The organism is Kitasatospora sp. NPDC093679 (assembly GCF_040683455.1).
Classification (GTDB): domain Bacteria; phylum Actinomycetota; class Actinomycetes; order Streptomycetales; family Streptomycetaceae; genus Kitasatospora; species Kitasatospora arboriphila.
This window is the reverse complement of the sequence record NZ_JBFBDW010000012.1, coordinates 1-17,111: the sequence shown is the minus strand read 5'-3', so window position 1 is coordinate 17,111 and position 17,111 is coordinate 1. Positions and strand designations below refer to the sequence as shown.

General features: G+C 77.3%; 15 protein-coding genes. 8 read left to right on the top strand and 7 right to left on the bottom strand.

The window, feature by feature from the left end:
• Window positions 1–215: 215 nt before the first annotated feature.
• Both AB0O09_RS12815 and AB0O09_RS12810 read right to left on the bottom strand, forming a co-directional pair.
• Window positions 216–1,829, bottom strand: a complete 1,614-nt coding sequence (locus AB0O09_RS12815; RefSeq protein ID WP_363541640.1) for an FtsK/SpoIIIE domain-containing protein — start codon at window positions 1,827–1,829, stop codon at window positions 216–218.
• A 136-nt stretch (window positions 1,830–1,965) separates the two neighbouring features.
• A complete protein-coding gene (locus AB0O09_RS12810; protein ID WP_095871811.1) occupies window positions 1,966–2,160 on the bottom strand; it encodes a hypothetical protein in 195 nt (64 codons plus the stop codon).
• Between the two features lie 308 nt (window positions 2,161–2,468).
• Here AB0O09_RS12810 and AB0O09_RS12805 point away from each other — a divergent pair, with 308 nt between their 5' ends.
• From AB0O09_RS12805 to AB0O09_RS12790, 4 genes are all read left to right on the top strand, one after another.
• Window positions 2,469–2,873 carry an ankyrin repeat domain-containing protein gene (locus AB0O09_RS12805; RefSeq protein WP_363541639.1) on the top strand — a complete coding sequence of 135 codons (405 nt, stop codon included), beginning with the start codon at window positions 2,469–2,471 and terminating at the stop codon, window positions 2,871–2,873.
• Window positions 2,874–2,897: 24 nt separating this feature from the next.
• On the top strand, window positions 2,898–3,401 hold the full coding sequence (locus AB0O09_RS12800) for a GNAT family N-acetyltransferase (protein ID WP_363541637.1): 504 nt from the start codon (window positions 2,898–2,900) through the stop codon (window positions 3,399–3,401).
• Window positions 3,402–3,462: 61 nt separating this feature from the next.
• The gene (locus AB0O09_RS12795; protein ID WP_363541636.1) at window positions 3,463–4,284 is read left to right on the top strand and encodes a nucleotidyltransferase domain-containing protein; all 822 of its coding nucleotides are present in this window, start codon (window positions 3,463–3,465) and stop codon (window positions 4,282–4,284) included.
• A gap of 310 nt (window positions 4,285–4,594) precedes the next feature.
• Entirely contained in the window at window positions 4,595–5,329 is a 735-nt protein-coding gene (locus tag AB0O09_RS12790) for a BTAD domain-containing putative transcriptional regulator (RefSeq protein WP_363541635.1), read from the top strand.
• Window positions 5,330–5,338: 9 nt separating this feature from the next.
• Here the strand turns inward: AB0O09_RS12790 and AB0O09_RS12785 are convergent, their stop codons facing one another.
• The 5 genes from AB0O09_RS12785 to AB0O09_RS12765 form a co-directional block, all read right to left on the bottom strand.
• Window positions 5,339–6,034, bottom strand: a complete 696-nt coding sequence (locus tag AB0O09_RS12785; RefSeq protein ID WP_363541634.1) for an ABC transporter ATP-binding protein — start codon at window positions 6,032–6,034, stop codon at window positions 5,339–5,341.
• Complete coding sequence (locus AB0O09_RS12780) at window positions 6,031–6,888, bottom strand: ABC transporter ATP-binding protein (protein ID WP_363541780.1); 858 nt, start codon at window positions 6,886–6,888, stop codon at window positions 6,031–6,033. The genes AB0O09_RS12785 and AB0O09_RS12780 overlap by 4 nt, the downstream gene beginning before the upstream one ends.
• Window positions 6,889–6,962: 74 nt before the next feature.
• Entirely contained in the window at window positions 6,963–9,872 is a 2,910-nt protein-coding gene (locus AB0O09_RS12775; protein WP_363541633.1) for a hypothetical protein, read from the bottom strand.
• A complete protein-coding gene (locus AB0O09_RS12770) occupies window positions 9,869–13,186 on the bottom strand; it encodes an FtsX-like permease family protein (protein WP_363541632.1) in 3,318 nt (1,105 codons plus the stop codon). The genes AB0O09_RS12775 and AB0O09_RS12770 overlap by 4 nt, the downstream gene beginning before the upstream one ends.
• A 120-nt stretch (window positions 13,187–13,306) precedes the next feature.
• Window positions 13,307–13,504: a hypothetical protein gene (locus AB0O09_RS12765; RefSeq protein ID WP_363541630.1), complete on the bottom strand. Its 198-nt coding sequence runs from the start codon at window positions 13,502–13,504 to the stop codon at window positions 13,307–13,309.
• Window positions 13,505–13,691: 187 nt separating this feature from the next.
• Between AB0O09_RS12765 and AB0O09_RS12760 the strand changes: the two genes are divergently transcribed.
• From AB0O09_RS12760 to AB0O09_RS12745, 4 genes are read left to right on the top strand one after another with little or no spacing between them, the layout of a single operon-like run.
• Window positions 13,692–14,222, top strand: a complete 531-nt coding sequence (locus AB0O09_RS12760; RefSeq protein WP_363541628.1) for a MauE/DoxX family redox-associated membrane protein — start codon at window positions 13,692–13,694, stop codon at window positions 14,220–14,222.
• A gap of 10 nt (window positions 14,223–14,232) precedes the next feature.
• Window positions 14,233–14,772 carry a hypothetical protein gene (locus tag AB0O09_RS12755; protein ID WP_363541627.1) on the top strand — a complete coding sequence of 180 codons (540 nt, stop codon included), beginning with the start codon at window positions 14,233–14,235 and terminating at the stop codon, window positions 14,770–14,772.
• Window positions 14,769–16,577 (top strand): ABC transporter ATP-binding protein, encoded by a 1,809-nt coding sequence (locus AB0O09_RS12750; protein ID WP_363541626.1) that lies wholly within the window; start codon window positions 14,769–14,771, stop codon window positions 16,575–16,577. Before AB0O09_RS12755 ends, AB0O09_RS12750 begins: the two co-directional genes overlap by 4 nt.
• The gene (locus AB0O09_RS12745) at window positions 16,574–17,110 is read left to right on the top strand and encodes a S26 family signal peptidase (protein WP_363541625.1); all 537 of its coding nucleotides are present in this window, start codon (window positions 16,574–16,576) and stop codon (window positions 17,108–17,110) included. Before AB0O09_RS12750 ends, AB0O09_RS12745 begins: the two co-directional genes overlap by 4 nt.
• Window position 17,111: the final 1 nt, after the last annotated feature.

The following is a 17,111-nucleotide window of genomic DNA, read 5'->3' as shown; positions in this document are numbered from 1 at the left end:
CCGTCGACGAAGATTCCCGTCCGGGGACATGCGTCGCCTGTCGTGCCGCCCACGTTTGTACCCATCGGCGCCCGATTTGTCACATCTGGACGGGGATGTCACCCTGCGTGCCACGACTGGCGCACAGAGCGATCACCCGGACGCCGCACCGGGCTCCCCGATCGGCCGATCCGCCGGCCGGCCCGCCGACCGGGGCCGGGCGGGCCGCCCGCGCCTCACCAGACCGGCCGCGGGCGGACCGCCCCGGCGTCCTTGCCGAGTTCCACCCCGAGCCCGGCGGCCAGGTCCTCGGCCCGGTCGGTCGGCGGGCTCGGCGGTGCGGCCGGCGCGGCCGGTGCGGCCGCCTCGGTACGGGTGTCCCGGTGCGGCAGCAGGGCGATCACCGCGTCCCGCAGCTGGGCGGGCGCGTCCTCGTCCAGCGGGTCCACCGTGGCCGGCACCTGCAGCCGGACGGGGGCGGCGGCGCCGACCCGGGCGTAGCCGCGGCCGGCCGGGGTGTGCGCGGCGGGGGTGATGTCCAGTGCGGCGCCGAGCGCGAGCCGGCCGAGGTCCGGGGTGACCGGGCCGAGCACCACCTTGGTGCGGGTGGCGGCGCGGACGGTGGGCCGCAGCCGTGCCGCCGCCTCGACGTCCTCGGCGATCACCACGGTGACCCGGGCGGCCCGGCCGTGCCGCAGCGGGACCTCCAGCAGGTCCTGCGGGTCCGGGCGCTCCTCGGCCTGGGCCAGCTCGCTGAGCTCCGTCGGATGGTCGAGCAGCAGCCACAGCGGCCGGGTGGCCTCCTCGGGGGCGGCCACCCCGTGGTGCCGGGCCGCGTTCAGCAGGCCGAGCCGCCGCTCGGTCTCCTTGGCGGCCCACTCCAGGGCGGCGACCGCGCCGTGCAGGCTGGTCTCCACGGTGTGCACGCCGGGCCGGTTGACCAGGCAGGCATGCTCGCCGGTGCCGGCGCCGTCGATGACCACCAGGTCGCCGTGCGGCAGCGCCTGCAGCGCGATCGAGCGCAGCAGGGTGGAGGTGCCGGAGCCGCTGGAGCCGAGGGCCAGCAGGTGCGGCTCGGCGCTGCGCGGGCCGACCCGCCACACCACGGGCGGCTGCTGGGTGACGATGCCCCCCTGGGTGACCGGGATGGTGCGGCTGGTGCCGAGGGCGTCGGTGAAGCCGAGCACGATCTCGCCCGGCGCGGTGACGAAGCGCTGCGCGGCGATGTCGGTGGCCAGCGGGGCGAGCGCGGTGACCCGCAGCCGGTTGGACTCCTCGTCCCAGTCGAAGCGGTACTCCCGGGCCCGGCCCGCCTTGCCCTGCACCACCTGCTCGATCCGGGCGCGGGCGGCCGGCTCGGTGTCGGTGAAGTACGCGGGGTAGGCGATCTCCAGCGCGCAGAGCCGGCCGTCGCCGTCGAACTCCCACCCGCCGAACGCGTTCTTGTAGTGGCCGTCGAGGGTGTAGAGCGGGCTCATGTCGTCCGGCCCGGCGAGGTACGGGGTGAGGGCGGCGTACAGCGCGGCGAGCTTCAGGTCGGCGGCGTCGGGCTCCGGGGCGGGCGCGGCCTTGGGGCGGCGGCCGGCCCAGGCGGCGCTGGCCATCAGGGCGACCAGGGCGAACAGCAGTCCGTGCGGCAGCAGGAAGACGCCGAGCGCGAGGGCGGCGGTCAGGAACAGCGTGGGACCGCGCCGCTCCTTGGGGGTCGCGGCCCAGCGGCCCTTCGTCCAGTCGAGGTGGTGGCGCAGCCCGCGGCCGATGAGCGTGAGCGGCGCGAACATGTCGGCGGCGTGGTCGCCTGCGGTGCGGGCGAGGTCGCGACCGCGGTGGAGATGGCGGGTGAGGGACATGGCAGGCTCCCCGAGCGGTGGGACAGGGATGGGGCGGGGCGGTGGGACGGCGGTGGGACGGCGATGGGGCGGGGGTGGGACGGGTGGTGGCCCGGGGCGGTGGGATCCGCTCCCGGGCCGCGGTCGTGCCGTGGGGTCAGAACTTGATGCCGCCGATGAGGCTGGCCAGTGTCGCGCCGCCCGCGGTGATGCTGGGGGCGATCGAGGAGCCCGCGACGTAGAAGCCGAACAGTGCGCACACCAGGGCGTGCGAGACCTTGAGTCCGTCCCGGCGGAAGAAGAGGAAGGCGATGGTGCCGAAGAGGACGATGCCGGAAATGGAGAGGATCACGTGGTCAGCTCCTCGTGAGGGGGCGGGGACAAGTGTTACTTAAAGTGTTCTAATCGTGACAAAAAGTAATAAGCGATGGAACGTGGCAAACGGGTGGATCTGCTCGCGTCCGATGCATCGGGGGTATGCGCACCGAGCCCCGGCCGTGCGCTCCAAGGCGTCCCCCTGCGGAGTGATCGCCCTCGGCTGAACCGGGAAGTTCGCTCGAACGGATGCGTGACCCCGCGGCCGGGGCCCTTCCGCTACGGTGCGTACCGGAATCCGCGCACCGAGGTTGCGCCCGGCAGCACCCCCAGGAAGGCCCGCCCATGACCGACGAGACCCCGCAGACGCCCGACCCCGAGGTCGTCGAACTGGCCGGCCGGCTGTTCGACGCCGCCCGGTCCGGCGACGCCGAACTGCTCGCCGCCTACCTGGCGGCCGGCGCCCCCGCCGACCTCTCCAACGAGCGCGGCGACAGCCTGCTGATGCTCGCCGCCTACCACGGGCACGCCGCCGCGGTGGCCGCCCTGCTGAAGCACGGCGCCGACGCCGACCGGGCCAACGACCGCGGCCAGACCCCGCTCGCCGGCGCCGTCTTCAAGGGCCACGACGAGGTGGTCACCGCCCTGCTCGACGGCGGTGCCGACCCGACCGCCGGCACCCCCTCCGCCCTGGACACCGCCCGGATGTTCGGCAAGGACGAGCTGGTCTCCCGGTTCGAGGGCCGCTGACCGGCCCCTTTAGGCTTGGTGACCATGTCGAACACCCCGAAGACCTCGGACCTGGAGCTGCGGACCACCGGCTACGGCCACCCCGACGCGGCCAAGCTCGCCGCGGAGGTGCAGCAGGAGTACGTCCGCCGGTACGGGGACGTCGACCAGACGTCGATGCACGAGGACCACTTCGACCCGCCGGGCGGCCTGTTCGTGGTCGGCTACCTCGACGGCGAGCCGGTCGCCTGCGGCGGCTGGCGCGCCAAGGAGGCCGACGCCGACGGGCTGCGCGCCGGCGACGCCGAGCTCAAGCGGATGTACGTGGTGGAGCGGGCGCGCGGGCGGGGCCTCGCCCGCGCCCTGCTGCGCCACCTGGAGTCCACCGCGCGCGGGGCCGGGCGGACCAGGCTCGTCCTGGAGACCGGCACCGAGCAGCCCGAGGCGATCGCGCTCTACGCCTCGGAGGGCTACCTGCCGATCACCAAGTTCGGCTTCTACAAGCACTCCGAGCAGAGCGTCTGCATGGGAAAGCCGCTCGACGGCTGACGCCCCGGCGGTGGACCATCGGCGGGTGGACGCAACCGACGACCTTCCGACCGGAAGCCTGGTGACCGAAAACCTGCCGGCCGGAGACCTGCCGGCCGGGGTGCCGGTCCGCCGGCTCGCGGCCGAACTCGCCGCCGTGGACGGCGTCGTGGGCGTCTGCCTCGGCGGCAGCCGGGCCCGCGGTACCCACCGCCCCGACTCCGACACCGACCTCGGCCTCTACTACCGAGGCCCGCTGGACACCGGCGCCCTGCGGGAGCTGGCCGCCCGGGCGGCCGGCCGGCCGGTGGAGGTCACCGAGCCCGGCGGCTGGGGGCCGTGGGTGGACGGCGGCGCCTGGCTCACCGTCGGCGGCGCCCGGATCGACTTCATCTACCGCGATCTCGACCGGGTGCGCCACCACTGGGACGAGGCCCGGGCCGGCCGGTACGCGACGGGCGTCCAGGCCGGGCATCCGCTCGGCTTCCACGCCCACGCCTACCCGGGCGAGCTGGCCCTCGGCCGGGTGCTCGCCGATCCCACCGGAGAACTCGCCCGGCTGCGGGCCGAGGTGGTGCACTACCCGGCCGCGCTCGGCGCCGCGCTGGTCGCGACCGCCCGCTGGGAGGCGCCGTTCACCCTCGCCAACGCGGCCAAGGCCCCGCACGACACCGCCTACGTGCACGGCTGCCTGTTCCGGGTGGTCGGGCTGTTGGCGCACGCCCTGCACGGCCGGGCCGGGCGGTGGCTGATCAACGAGAAGGGCGCCGTGGACGCCGCCGGACGGCTGCCGGGTGCGCCCGCGGACTTCGCCCTGCGGGCGCACGGCCTGTTCCGCACCGAGGCCGCCGCCGCCCTGGCGGAGGCGGCGGCACTGACCGACGAGGCGCTCGGCGGCGGGTGACGGGCCCGCCCGGGGCCACGTGAACCGGTAGCGGGCGTTGTCGTGGTGCGAGCAGGTGCCGGAGGGCCCCGGGCGGGGGAGTGGCGGTGCCCGTGGTGGTGGCGGCCTGGTCGCACGCTGCGCCGAACAGGGGGTGCAGGGCCTGTCCAGAGCAGTCCTGCAACATCTTGCCGAAACTTGCTGCAACAGACTTGAAATGGCAACGGTTCGCAGGCAGGCTCTATGCCGCCGGGCCCGGCCAGCGGGGGGCGGCCCCACCCCAGGAAGCGAGCTCTGCACGCCGGTGACCACCTTTCAGATTCTCGGCAGAGTGTGCCTGCGTCCCGACCACGGCCCGCACGAGGCCCTCGACGTCAAGGGGGTGAAGGCGCGCGCCCTGCTGGTGACGCTGCTGCTGCGGGCCGGCACCACCGTGTCCCTGGACCGGCTCGCCGAGGCGCTCTGGGAGGAGGAGCCGCCCCGCTCCGCCGTCGCCAACATCCGGACCCACGCCAGCCGGTTGAGGCAGTCGCTCGACCCGCGGACCCCGCTGCTCGGCACCGTCGGCGGCTACGAGCTCCAGGTCGACGCCGACCGCTGCGACCACCTGCGCTTCCTCGACCGGGCCGCGGCCGGGCGGGCGGCGCTGGAGGCCGGCGACCCGGACCGGGCCGCCGCCCGGCTGGCCGCCGCGCTCGCCCTCTGGCAGGGCGACGAGGCCGCCGTCGGGGTGCCGCGCAACGGGCCCCTCGCGGCCTGGCTCGGCCACCTGGACGAGGAGCGCATGCGCGCCGTCGAGGACTTCGCCGACGCCCAACTGCAGCTCGCCGAACCGCGGTCCGCCCTGCGCGACCTGGCCGACCTGCTCGCCGCGGCACCCCTGCGCAGCCGGGCCTGGGAGCTTCGGATGCGCGCCCACCACCGGCTCGGCGAGATCGACGGCGTCACCGCAGCGTACCGGGCGGCCGAGGCCGTGCACCGCCGTGAACTCGGCACCGGCCCCGGCGCCCGGCTCGACGCGCTCTACCGGCGGCTGGTCAACAGCGTTCCCGTGCCGGTGGGTTGACCGGGCCGGTCAGCCGCGACGGCCGGCGCCCTCCACCACCCGGCCGTCGGCGAGCTCCACCACCCGGTCCGCGAGCTCCATCAGCGCCGGGTCGTGCGTGGCCACCAGCACGGTGACGCCCTCGCTGCGGACCACCGCGCGCAGCAGCTCCATGACGGCGCGGCCGGTCTCCGAGTCCAGCCGGCCGGTCGGCTCGTCCGCGATCACCAGCGCCGGCTCGTTGGCCAACGCCCGCGCGATGGCCACGCGTTGCTGCTGGCCGCCGGAGAGCTCCGCGGGCCGCTGGTCCGCGTGGTCGGCCAGTCCGACCAGGGCCAGCAGCAGGCGCACCCGCTCGTCGCGCTCCTTCGCCGGCATCCGCCGCAGCCGCATGGGCACACCGACGTTCTCGGCGGCCGTGAGCACCGGGATCAGCCCGAAGGACTGGAAGACGAAGCCGATCCGGTCGCGGCGCATCGCCAGCCGGCCGTCCTCGTCCAGGCCGGCGAGGTCGGTGCCGTCCAGCACGATCCGGCCCGAGGTCGGCGCGTCCAGACCGCCCAGCAGGTTCAGCAGCGTCGTCTTGCCCGAGCCGGAACGGCCCTTGAGCGCCGTGAGTTCGCCGCGGCGGACCTCGAAGTCCACCCCGCGCAGCGCGTGCACGGCCCGCGGCCCGCTGCCGAAGCTGCGCCGCACGTCCTCGGCCGAGACCATCACATCCGTCATCGCGGCTCCTCCTGCGGCCCGTCCACCACCGGCCACACACCGATGTGGTCCTGCTCCAGCTCCAGGCGCACCCGACGGGAGAGCCGGAGCGCCGCCGTGAACTCCGCGGGCAGCTGCAGCCGCCCGGCCCGGTCGAGCACGGCGTACTCCACGCCGGGGCGGCCCTCCTCGCGGCGCAGCACCTCGGTGGAGGTGCGGCCGTTGCGGATCCGCACCGTCCGGGACACCTGCTCGGCCACCGCCGCGTCATGGGTGACGATCACCACCGTGACGCCCAACTCCGCGTTGGTGGACCGCAGGGCGCCGAACACCTCCTCGCCGGTGGCGCTGTCCAGCTCGCCGGTCGGCTCGTCGGCCAGCAGCAGCGCGGGCTCGTTGGCGTTGGCGACCGCGATCGCCACCCGTTGCTGCTCGCCGCCGGAGAGCTCGCCCGGCCGCCGCCCGAGCTTGCCGCCGAGCCCCAGCAGGCCGAGCAACTCCTCAGCCCGGCCGTGCCGTTGCCTGCGCGGCAGACCGGCGTAGCGCATCGGCAGCATCACGTTCTCCACCGCCGTCAGATGGGGCAGCAGGTTCTTCGCGGTCTGCTGCCACACGAAGCCGACGGTGCGCCGCCGGTACTCCAGCCGCTCGCGCCGCCGCATCGCCAGCAGGTCCCGGCCCGCGACCGAGGCGCTGCCCGCGGTGGGCACGTCCAGACCGGCGAGGATCGACAGCAGGGTCGACTTGCCCGAGCCGGACGCACCGACCAGCGCCAGCAACTCGCCGTCCGCCACGGTGAGGTCGAGCCCCTGGAGCGCCTGCACCTCGACGCCCTCGCTGCGGAAGATCCGCACCAGGTTCTCGCACACCACCATCCCCTCCGGCCGTTCGGGCCGCCGAGCGGCCGCCGTACGCAGCCGTTCCAGCGAAGGTGCCTCCGACATCGCACTCACCGGGCCTCCCCCAGTCTCAACACCGCCGCCGGCCGGCGGCGGCGGCCGATCACGGCCTCCAGGACGGCGACCGCCAGCACCATCACGACCAGCCCGCACCCGAGCGCGGCGGTGAGCGCCCAGTCGACGGACGGCCCGGCGCCGGGCGGCGCGCCCGTCAGGTCCGCCAGGTCCAGCGCGGGGCCGAGCGCCGCCGGGAGCAGCAGGCCGAGCGCGGTGCCGCCCGCCGCCGCCGCGACCACCAGCGGCAGCAGTTCCAGCAGGTGGATCGCGGCCGCGGCGCGACCGCCCAGGCCGAGGGTGCGCAGCACGGCCGCCGTCCCGCCCCGCTCCCGGGCACCGGCGAGCAGGTCCACCGCCACCACCAGGAGCGCCACCAGCAGCGCGCCGAGGCCGCAGACCAGCCAGGTGGTGTCCAGCGCGCGCACCAGGCCGTCGCCGCGCAGCCGTTCCGTCTCCGCGGCCCGGCCGCGGACCTGCAGCCGGAGCACCCCGCCCGCCGCCACCGCAGGTGCGGCCGCGCGGACGGCGTCGGCGGCGGTGCGGCGGAGCCGCTCGGCGTCGGGCGGGGCCGCGCCGCCGGCCGTCCGCAGCAGCACGGCGGTGCGGGCCGTCGGGCCGTCCGGGCGGGGGCCGCCGGCGGCCACCAGGAGCGGCCCGCCGGTCGGGAGTTCGCCCAGCACCGGGCCGAGGACCGGATCCTGCCGGGCGGCGGCCGGCAGGGCGCCGGTGATCCGCAGCCGGAGCACCGTCCGGCCGCCGTCGACGACCTCGAGCGTGCCGTCCGGTACGACGGCGTCCGACAGCACGTCCACCGTCGGCACCGCCCCGGGGTCGCCCGCCGCCCCGCTGCCCGCCCCGCCCGCCGTCACGCTCTCCGTGCTGCCGGTCTGCCCGGAGCCGCCGAGGTCCGCCGCGCGCAGGGCCCGGCCGAGCCGGGACTCCGGCACGGCGGCGAGCAGCGCCGCCGGGTCGACCCGGACGAGCACCGCCGAACGCAGCAGCTCGCCGTCCGGGGCGAGCAGGTCCCGGGAGGCCGCCGTCACCGCTGCCGTGCGGGCGACCCCCGGCAGGGCGGCCAGCTCCGCGGAGGCGGAGTCCAGGCCGGCCGGGCCGATCACCACGGCGTCGGCGCCGGTGCGCCAGGCCGCGGCCCGCTCCCGGCCGTGCCGCACCGAGTCGGAGACCAGACCGCCCAGCACCGCCCCCGACAGGGCCAGCACCAGCACCAGCACCGCCGCCCCCGCCGCCGGCGCCTCCCGCCCGGCCCGGGCGAGCGCCACCAGCGGAACCGCCCCGGTGCGCCGCCGCGCCCAGCGGGCGAGCAGCCGGACCGGCAGCGGGTACAGCCACCACAGCACCGTCACCGCGGCCGCCCCGAGCAGGCCCGGCAGCAGGAACAGCTGGGGGTCGAAGGCCGCGACGGATCCGCCGCGCAGCCGCAGCGACACCACCCCGGCGGCGGCCACCAGCAGCACCGTCGCGTCGCGGACCAGCCGCCGCGCCAGCGGGCTGCGCTGCCGCCGGACGGCCGTGCCCCGCCGCGGCTCGCGGTACCGGGCCCAGACCGTGCCCGGCGGCGCGCACCACACCAGCAGCACCGCCAGCAGCACGGCGGCCGCCACCGCCCGCCCCGGCGCCCCGGACGGAACGGCCCCGCCACCCGCCGCGACCCCGGTGCACCAGCCCGCGACGGCCCCGGCGAGGACCGCCGGGGCGCCCGTCAGCAGCCCGCGCCCGGCCAGCCCGGCCAGCCCCGCGCCCCTGGCGCGGCGCAGCTCCAGGTCGGCCGCCTCGCGCCGGACGGCGAGCCGCGCCGCCGCGAGGGCGCCGATCACCGCGACGGTCAGCAGCCCCGCCAGGGCGAAGGAGCGCAGCGCCTGCGTCCGCGAGCTGCGCCGTTCGAAGGCCGAGACGACGGCCGAGAGCCGCTCCGTCACCTGCGGCGGCGACACCCGGCGCAGATCGAGCCCGCACGGCAGGGTGGCCAGGGTGCGGTCGCCGCACACGCCGACGGCGGCGCCCTGGACGAACGCGACGGCCTCGCGCCCGAGTTCGCCCGCCCGGCCGGCCGCCCCCGCATCGCCCGCCGGGTCCACCCGCACCGGGTAGCCGAGGGTCAGCGCCAGGCCCGCCGGGCCGGCGCTGCCACGGGCCTCGACGGCCTCGATGCCGGCCGCGCCGGTCAGGAACTCGACGGCGGTGCGCCGCCCCTGCGCGGTGTCGTTCACCAACGGCCGTGCCAGTGCGGGGAACTGCTGCCACAGGTCGGCGGTCTCGGTGACGGGCGTGAAGACGCCCACCACCACCGCCGCGGTCTCCAGGCCGGGCCCGCGGAGCGTCACCGGGCGGCCGGGGGTCAGACCGAGGACGTCCGCGTTCGCCGCCGAGACGGCGACCTCGACCGGCGCCGCCGCCGGATCGCCTGCCGGGGTGCCCGGAGCTCGGCCCGAGGTCCAGCGCAGCTCGCGCCCGGCGTCCTGGGCGTACACCAGCTGTGCGGTCGGCACGGTGCCGTCCGGCCGGCGGACGCCGTCCCCGAGCAGGGGCACCACGCCGGTCTCGATCCTGGCGGTCGGCGCCCCGAGGACCGCCGTCAGCCCGGGGCCGGCGCCGTGCCGCAGTCCCTCGGCCAGCCGGGCGAGGTCGTTCTCCAGGGTGCCGAACTTCGGCGCCACCGACGCGCCGTCGTCCGTCGCCGGCGGCCGCAGGCCCGAGCGGACGGTGACCAGCGGCCCGTCGGCCGCGGCCTGCTCGACCTCCTGGGCCAGCGCCCGGGTGGCCGACCGGTCGTACGACGGCTCCCAGGCGGCGGCGAGCACCGCCAGGACCGCCACCAGAACGAACTGCAGCGCGTACAGCGGCAGTCGGCGCGAAGCGGCCCGCGGCCACCGGCCGGCGATCATCCGTCCTCCCCCGTCCTCAGGGTCCGCGCCAGGTCGACCCGGGCGAACCGCCTTGCCAACACCGACGATCCGGCCCCCACCAGTGCCCCGGTCGCCAGCGCGGTGGCCGCGGTGGCCGCCCACCCCGGGCCGGTGCGCAGCGCGGGGAACACCGCGGCGGCACTGCCGTCCACCACGACCAGCGGCAGCAGCAGGGCCGCCGACAGCAGGCCCAGCACCGCACCGAGCAGCACCGCGAGACCCGTCAGGGTGAGCATCTCGGTGCGCAGCACCGCCGCGAGCCGGCCGGGGGCGACACCGATCGCCCGCAGCACCGCGAACTCCCGGATCCGTGAACGCGCGTCCGCCGCGGCCTGCACGGTCGTCCCGGTGAGCGCGAACAGCGGCGCGAGCAGCAGGCAGAGCCAGAGCGCGCGGCGCAGCCCCGCCTGGTACGGATCGGCGGCCAGCGCCGCGGCCTCGTCCCGCAGGCTCCGCACGGTGCCCAGCTCCGGACGCCCGCGCAGCGCGGCCTGCGCGGCGCGTCCGCCGTCCGGCCCGGCCGCGAGCCACCAGCGGGCCTCCGGCACGGGCGGTGACCCGCCGAGGACCCGCTGGGCGGCGAACGCCCGGGAGTCGGCGAGCACGGCCGGCCGCTCCCGCGGCAGGCCCGGGACGACGGCGATCCGCCCGACGACCACCGCCCGCACGACCGGGTCGCCGCCGGGGACGAGCAGCAGCCGGGAGCCGACCCGCACCCCGGTGGCGAGCAGCGCGTCGTCCGCGAGGACCGGCAGCAGCGCCGCGTCCGGTTCGGCGGCCACGGTGTACGCCACCTCGGGCGTGCGACCGTCGCTCATCCCGTTCGGCTGCTGGGTGCGCAGCACGGCCCGCAGCAGGGTGCCGGCAGGCTCGGCGAGGGTGCACGGGCCGGCCAGGTCGTCGCTGGTGTCCGGGATGCGGCCCGCCGTGTCGGCCGCGGGACGGCCCGGGCAGCCGATGTCCTCCGGCCGGCCGGCGCCGGGCGCGGTGGCCGTCCAGCCCGATCCGGCGGGCGGTGCGAGGTCGTGCCGGGCGGCCGGGCCGACGGCGGTGATCCGCTCCAGGTCCAAGGTGAGGCTGCGCCGTCCCGGCAGGTCCACGGCGGGCTGCACGGCGACCCGGACGACCCGGGCGGGCCGCGCCGCGGTGACGGGGGAGGCCAGGTCGAAGCGGAGGGTGCGCCGGGCGCCGTCGGCGGGCAGCGTCGCGGTGAGCGTCCGGGCGAGCCCGTCGGCGTCCTCGACCAGCAGGACGAGCCGCACCGCGTCGGCGGGCAGCGGCCCGTCCGCGGCGAGGCCCGCCGACAGCTCCAGCCCGGTCGTCCCCTCGGGAACCGGCAGGCCGTACTCGGGGGTTCCTCTGCGCAGCAGCGGGAGCAGGGCGGAGAGCGGCCGGTCGGCGAGGTCCGCACGGAGCGCCGGCAGCCCGGCCCCCGCGGACGAGAGGGTCTGCTGCGCGGTCCGGGTGTTGACGGCCACCGTCTGCACCGGCAGGTTCCCGAGGTCGGTACGGGCCTCGACCACCGGGCTGACGGCCCGGACACCCGGCAGCGCCGCCAGCGCGGCCGCCCGCCGGTCGGAGGACAGGGTGCCACCGCTCAGCCCGAGGTCCGCGCCCACGGCCACGGCCGCCCGGTCACGGTAGTTCGGCCCCAGCGAGGCGAGCGCGGTGGCGGAGAAGGCGCAGACGGCCAGCGCCAGCACCGAGAGCAGCACCGAGGCGGCCGGACCGCCCGGCCGGCGGCTGATCCGCCAACTGCTCAGCGGCAGCACCAGACCGGTGCTGCGGGCGGCCAGCCGCTCCGCCAGCCGCATCAGCGGCGGCAGCAGCCGCAGCAGCACCAGTGCCCCGGCCGTCAGCACGGCGGCGGGCGCGAGCACCAGCACCGGATCCGCCCAGGTGCCGAAGCCGACCCGGGCCGGGTCGGCCACCGGGCCGCCGTAGTGCCGCAGTTGGAGCCAGCCGAGGACGGCCGCCAGCACCAGCGCCAGGTCGACGCCGGCCTGCTGCGCGGCCGTCCGGCGGGCCGAGCGGCGGCGCACCGCCGCGTCCCGCGCGCCGGACACCGCCAGCCGGACGACCGGCAGCAGCACCGCGGCGCCGTGCACCAGCAGCATGGCGCCGACCGCGGCCACCGACCCGGCGGAGACGCCGGTGCCGGGCATCGCCAGTGGCGCCACGACCAGCATCCCGGTGAGGGCGCCGGGCAGCGCGAAGGCCGCCCACTCGCCGGCGGCGGCCAGCAGCAGCCGCCCGCCGCCCGCCCCGCGGGCCAGCCTCAGCACCGTCTCCGCCGCTCTTCCCTCGGCGAGTTGACGTGCCGTCAGGGCCAGGGTGAGGGCGGCGAGCGCGGTGAGCAGGGCGGCCGGCACGTACAGCGAGGAACGGGCCGCGAGTATCGGCAGCGCGGTGCCGCCCAGCAGCTCCGGCAGTGCGGTACGGACCGCCGTCCCGCCGACCGGCGGCCGGGCGTCCCGGAACACCGACCGGACGGCGTCCCCGGTGCCGAACGCCGCGGACCGGGCCCGCAGCCCGGCGAGTTCGGACACCCGCAGCCGCGACACGTCGGGCAGCGCCACCCACTCGGCGAGGCCGCTGTCGGCCAGTGCGGCCTCGGCGCGGAACGCCGCGGGGGAGACCAGCACGGCCGCCCGCTCCACCTCGCGGTCCGGCTCGGCCAGGCCCTGCCAGAACGCACCGCTGTGCTCCGCGGCCCGGTAACGGCCGGTGACCCGCAGCGCCACGGTGTGGTTGGCCGGACTGGTCAGCACCAGCACGTCGCCCGGGCGGACGCCCGTCCGCTGCGCCCACTCGTCGGGCACCGCCGCCGCGACCTCGGCGCCGTCCCCGCCGGCGGGCCAGCTGCCGGCGGTCAGCCGCGCGTGGCGGCCGGGCTCGGCCAGACCCACCGGCAGCAGCACCGACTCGGCGGGCAGGGCGGGTTGCCCGGCCGGCCGGGCCGTGGTCAGCGGCGCCGCCGTCCGCGCGGCCGTCTCGACCCGGTACGGCACGCCCGCCAGCACCCGGCGGAACGCCGACCGCACCGAGCGGTCGGCCGCCGCCTGCGGCCCGGCCGCGCCCAGCTCGGTCTGCACGGCCACCGACAGCCGCCGGTCGCCCGCCAGTTGGCGGCGCATCCCGTCGGTCACCGCTCGGCCGGACAGTGCGGTCAGCACTGTCACCGCGGCGGCCGCGACCAGCACCGCGAGCGCCGCCGAGACCAGCGGCAGCGCATGATGGCCGACCCTGCGGGCCACCGTGCGGTGGGCCCGCGGCTCCGATCGGTCCGGCACGGACGTCCTCCTCGGGCGACGGCAAGTACGACGGCAACCACCTGGAACAGCACGTGGACCGGCGCGGACGGCGGCGGCCCGCCGGCCGCCGCCGTCCGCGCCGCGGGGGCGCAGCCGCCGTCAGCAGCAGCTGCCGGTGTTCTCCCAGCCGGTGCAGAAGCTGCTGTCCCAGCACTTGTTCTGCTGGAGGCGCAGGTTGCGGACACCGCAGCCGGACGAGCTGACGCAGCGGGTCTGGTACCACCAGGTGGCGTCCGCCGTGATCTTCGGCGTGAAACGGGCGGCCACGGCGTCCGCGAACTGCTGGAGCTTGCTCATCACGTACTCCTCACTCCGTCCGGCCACCGGGTTGCAGCCGGACGCCGTGGACGCTAACGGCCCGGCATACAGCGGACGTTGCACCCGCGCAGTACGAGCCGTGTATCCCCCGTTCCTATGCTGCGGATCCGCGTTCCCGCGCTGCGGATCCCCCGTTGTGGCGCCGTGGCTGTGGAGAGGACTCCCGATGTACTACGCAGCGGTCGCCTGCCGCGTCCTGCTCGCCCTGGTCTTCGCGGCCTCCGCCGTCTCCAAGGTGCGCGGGCGCACCGCGTTCGCCGCCTTCGAGGACGCACTGCGCGGCATGCGGCTGGTGCCCGCCGGACAGGTCCGGCGCACCGCCCTGGCGGTGGCCGCGGCCGAGACGGCGCTGCCCGTGCTGCTCGCCGTCCCCTCCACGGAGACGGCCGGTCCGCTGCTGGCGGTCGTGCTGCTCGCCGGCCTGACCGCCTCGATCGCGGTCACCCTGCGCCGCGGCGCCGTGGTCAGCTGCCCCTGCTTCGGCGCCACCGCCGCGCCGCTCGGCCCCCGCCACCTGGTGCGCAACCTGCTGCTCACCGCCGCCGCGCTGACCGCGCTCGCCGCCGCCCACCGGCCGCCGCCGGACGGCGGTGCGCAGGCCGCCGCCCTGCTGCTCGCGGCCGGCGCCGGCGCCCTGGCCGCGCTGGTCACCGCCACCCTCGACGACCTCGCCGCCCTCTTCGCCCCCTCCCGATAGGAGCCCCGAAATGCCCGTGCTGGTCTCGGCCGTCGTGCTGCTGGGCGCGCTCGGCCTGCTCAACCTCGCACTCACCTTCGGGATCGTCCGGCGCCTCAACGCCGAGTCCGCCCGGGCGGCACAGCCCGCCGGCCCGCACGGACTCGCGGACGCCGCCAGCATCGGAGCGACCGCCGGCCCGTTCTCGGTCACCGCCGCCGACGGCTCGACGGTCACCCGGGACACCCTCGCCACGCCCGCCCTGGTCGCCTTCTTCGCCCCCGGCTGTCCGCCCTGCGCCGAACTGCTCCCCGAATTCACCGGCCGACTCCGGGAGGACGGCCCGCCCGCCGGCGACGTCCTCGCCGTGGTCACCCCCGGCGCCGGCCAGCAGGAGTACGTCGACGCCCTCGCCGAGGTCGCCACCGTCGTCACCGGAGACCAGGCCCAGGACGTGGTGGACGCGCTCGGCGTCGGCGGATTCCCGGTCGTCGCCCGGCTGGACGACGACGGCACCCTGCACGTCCTCCACCGCGACCTGCGGGAGATGGCCCGCCCGGTGCCCGCATGAGGCGCCGCCCCGCCGCACTCCGCGCCGTCCTCGGCCTCGCCGTCCGCACCGCCCCGGCGGCCCTGCTCGGCTGCCTGCTGACCGCCGCCGCGGTCGCCGTGGTGCCGGTCGCCGCCGCCTGGCTGATGCGCACCGTGCTGGACGCGCTCACCGCCCCGGCCGCCCGGGGTGCCGGCCTGCTGCTGCCCGTCGCCGGCCTGGTCGCCACCGGCGTCGGTGCGGCCGTCCTGCCGCACGTCGAGCAGCTGGTCCGCGGCGAACTCGCCCGCCGGATCGCCGTCGAGGCGCAGGACCGGCTCTACGCGGCCGTCAACTCCTGGGTGGGCCTGGCCCGTTTCGAGGACCCGGCCCGGCTCGACCGGCTCCGGCTCGCCCAGAGCTGCGGGCAGGAGGCCCCGCCGCAGATCGTCCTCGGCGCGGTCGGCCTGCTCCGCACCGCCCTCACCACCGCCGGGTTCGTCGCCACCCTCGCTGCGATCGGACCCGTCCTCGCCCTGCTGGTGCTGCTCGCCTCCGTGCCCGTGCTGGCCACCGAGTTCCGGCTCTCCCGGGCCCGGGTCGGCACCGCACTGCGGATCACCCCGTACGAGCGGCGGGAGATGTTCTACGGGCAGCTGCTCGGCGACGTGCAGGCCGCCGAGGAACTGCGGCTGTTCGGGCTCGGCGGCCACTTCCGGGCCCGGATGCGGGCCGACCGCGCGGTGGTCGACACCGCCAACCGCCGCACCGAACAGCGGGCCGCCCTGCTGCAGGGCGCACCCGCCCTGGCGTCCGCCGCGGTCTCCGCGGCCGGGCTGGTCTGGGCCGTCCGCGCGGCGGCCCGCGGCGAACTCACCGTCGGCGACGTCTCGGTGTTCGTGGCGGCGGTCGCCGCCGTCCAGGGCGGCATCGGCACCGCCGCGGCCCTCGCCGCCCTCGCCCAGCAGAAGCTGGCCCTCTTCGGCCGGTACCTCGACGTCCTCGCCGAACCCGTGGACCTGCCCGCCCTCGCCCCGGTACGGCCGGCCCCGCCGCTGCGGCAGGGCCTCGAACTGCGCGACGTCTGGTTCCGCTACTCCGACCGGCACGACTGGGTGCTGCGCGGCGTCAGCCTCACCCTCCCCGCCGGCCGCTCGCTCGCCCTGGTCGGCGACAACGGCGCCGGCAAGAGCACCCTCGTCAAGCTGCTGCTCCGGTACTACGACCCGACCCGCGGCACCATACTCTGGGACGGCACCGACATCCGCCACTTCGAACCCGAGGAGCTGCGGGAGCGGATCAGCGCGGTCTTCCAGGACTTCATGCGCTACGACCTGACCGCCGCCGAGAACATCGCCCTCGGCGACGTCCGCACCGCCGACCCGGACCGCGTCCGGCGGGCCGCCGCCGAAGCCGGTGCCGACGGACTGCTGGCGTCCCTCCCGCAGGGCGGTGACACCATGCTCGGCCGCGCCTTCCTCCAGGACCCGGACCACCCCGAGGAGGGCGTCGAACTCTCCGGCGGACAGTGGCAGCGGGTCGCGCTGGCCCGCGCCATGATGCGGCGCAGCCCCGACCTGCTGATCCTCGACGAGCCGACGGCCGGCCTCGACCCCGCCGCCGAGTACGAGGTCCAGGACCTGCTGCGCCGCCACCGGCACGGACGCACCAGCCTGATGATCTCGCACCGCCTCGGCACCGCCCGGGAGGCCGACCTGATCGCCGTCCTGCGCGAGGGCACCGTCACCGAACACGGCACCCACGAGGAGCTGATCGCCGCGGACGGAACCTACGCCGGGCTCTTCCACCGGCAGGCCGAGGGCTACACCGCCGGAAGCACCCGGTGACCACGGCCCTGTTCGGTGCCACCGCCACCGCGCTGCTGATCACGGCCGCCGCCTGCCTGGCCGCCGTCCGCCGCCGCCTGCTGATCACCGTCGAAGGGGTGAGCATGCAGCCCACCCTGCGGGCCGGCGACGTGCTGATCGGCAGACGGGCCGGACTGCGCGCCCTGCGGGTGGACGCCCTGGTGATCGTCGAACGCCCCGACCCGTCCGGCCACTGGCCCGACCCCGGCGCCGGCCGACCGCGCCGCTGGATGGTCAAACGCGTCGCCGCCCTCCCGGGCGACCCGATGCCGGCCGCCGTGACCGCCTGCTCCGCCGGTTCGGTGGTGCCGCCGGGCACGGTGGTCGTGCTCGGCGACAACCGGGCCGCCAGCATCGACTCCCGCACCCTCGGGCCCGTCCCCGCCGACCGCGTCCTCGGCGTCGCCCTGCGCCGCCACCGCCCCGGCCCCGCCGCCCGCCCGCTGACGCCCCCGCCCGGGGACGCCGACGGGCGGGCGGCGGCCGGTGCTCAGATCAGCGTCCGCCAGTAGT

Excerpts from the sequence above, each read along its gene's own strand:
- AB0O09_RS12785 (WP_363541634.1), bottom strand. The coding sequence starts at position 6,034 with ATGACGGATGTGATGGTCTCGGCCGAGGACGTGCGGCGCAGCTTCGGC.
- AB0O09_RS12760 (WP_363541628.1), top strand. The coding sequence starts at position 13,692 with ATGTACTACGCAGCGGTCGCCTGCCGCGTCCTGCTCGCCCTGGTCTTC.
- AB0O09_RS12755 (WP_363541627.1), top strand. The coding sequence starts at position 14,233 with ATGCCCGTGCTGGTCTCGGCCGTCGTGCTGCTGGGCGCGCTCGGCCTG.
- AB0O09_RS12780 (WP_363541780.1), bottom strand. The coding sequence starts at position 6,888 with ATGGTGGTGTGCGAGAACCTGGTGCGGATCTTCCGCAGCGAGGGCGTC.
- AB0O09_RS12800 (WP_363541637.1), top strand. The coding sequence starts at position 2,898 with ATGTCGAACACCCCGAAGACCTCGGACCTGGAGCTGCGGACCACCGGC.
- AB0O09_RS12765 (WP_363541630.1), bottom strand. The coding sequence starts at position 13,504 with ATGAGCAAGCTCCAGCAGTTCGCGGACGCCGTGGCCGCCCGTTTCACG.
- AB0O09_RS12805 (WP_363541639.1), top strand. The coding sequence starts at position 2,469 with ATGACCGACGAGACCCCGCAGACGCCCGACCCCGAGGTCGTCGAACTG.
- AB0O09_RS12815 (WP_363541640.1), bottom strand. The coding sequence starts at position 1,829 with ATGTCCCTCACCCGCCATCTCCACCGCGGTCGCGACCTCGCCCGCACC.
- AB0O09_RS12750 (WP_363541626.1), top strand. The coding sequence starts at position 14,769 with ATGAGGCGCCGCCCCGCCGCACTCCGCGCCGTCCTCGGCCTCGCCGTC.
- AB0O09_RS12775 (WP_363541633.1), bottom strand. The coding sequence starts at position 9,872 with ATGATCGCCGGCCGGTGGCCGCGGGCCGCTTCGCGCCGACTGCCGCTG.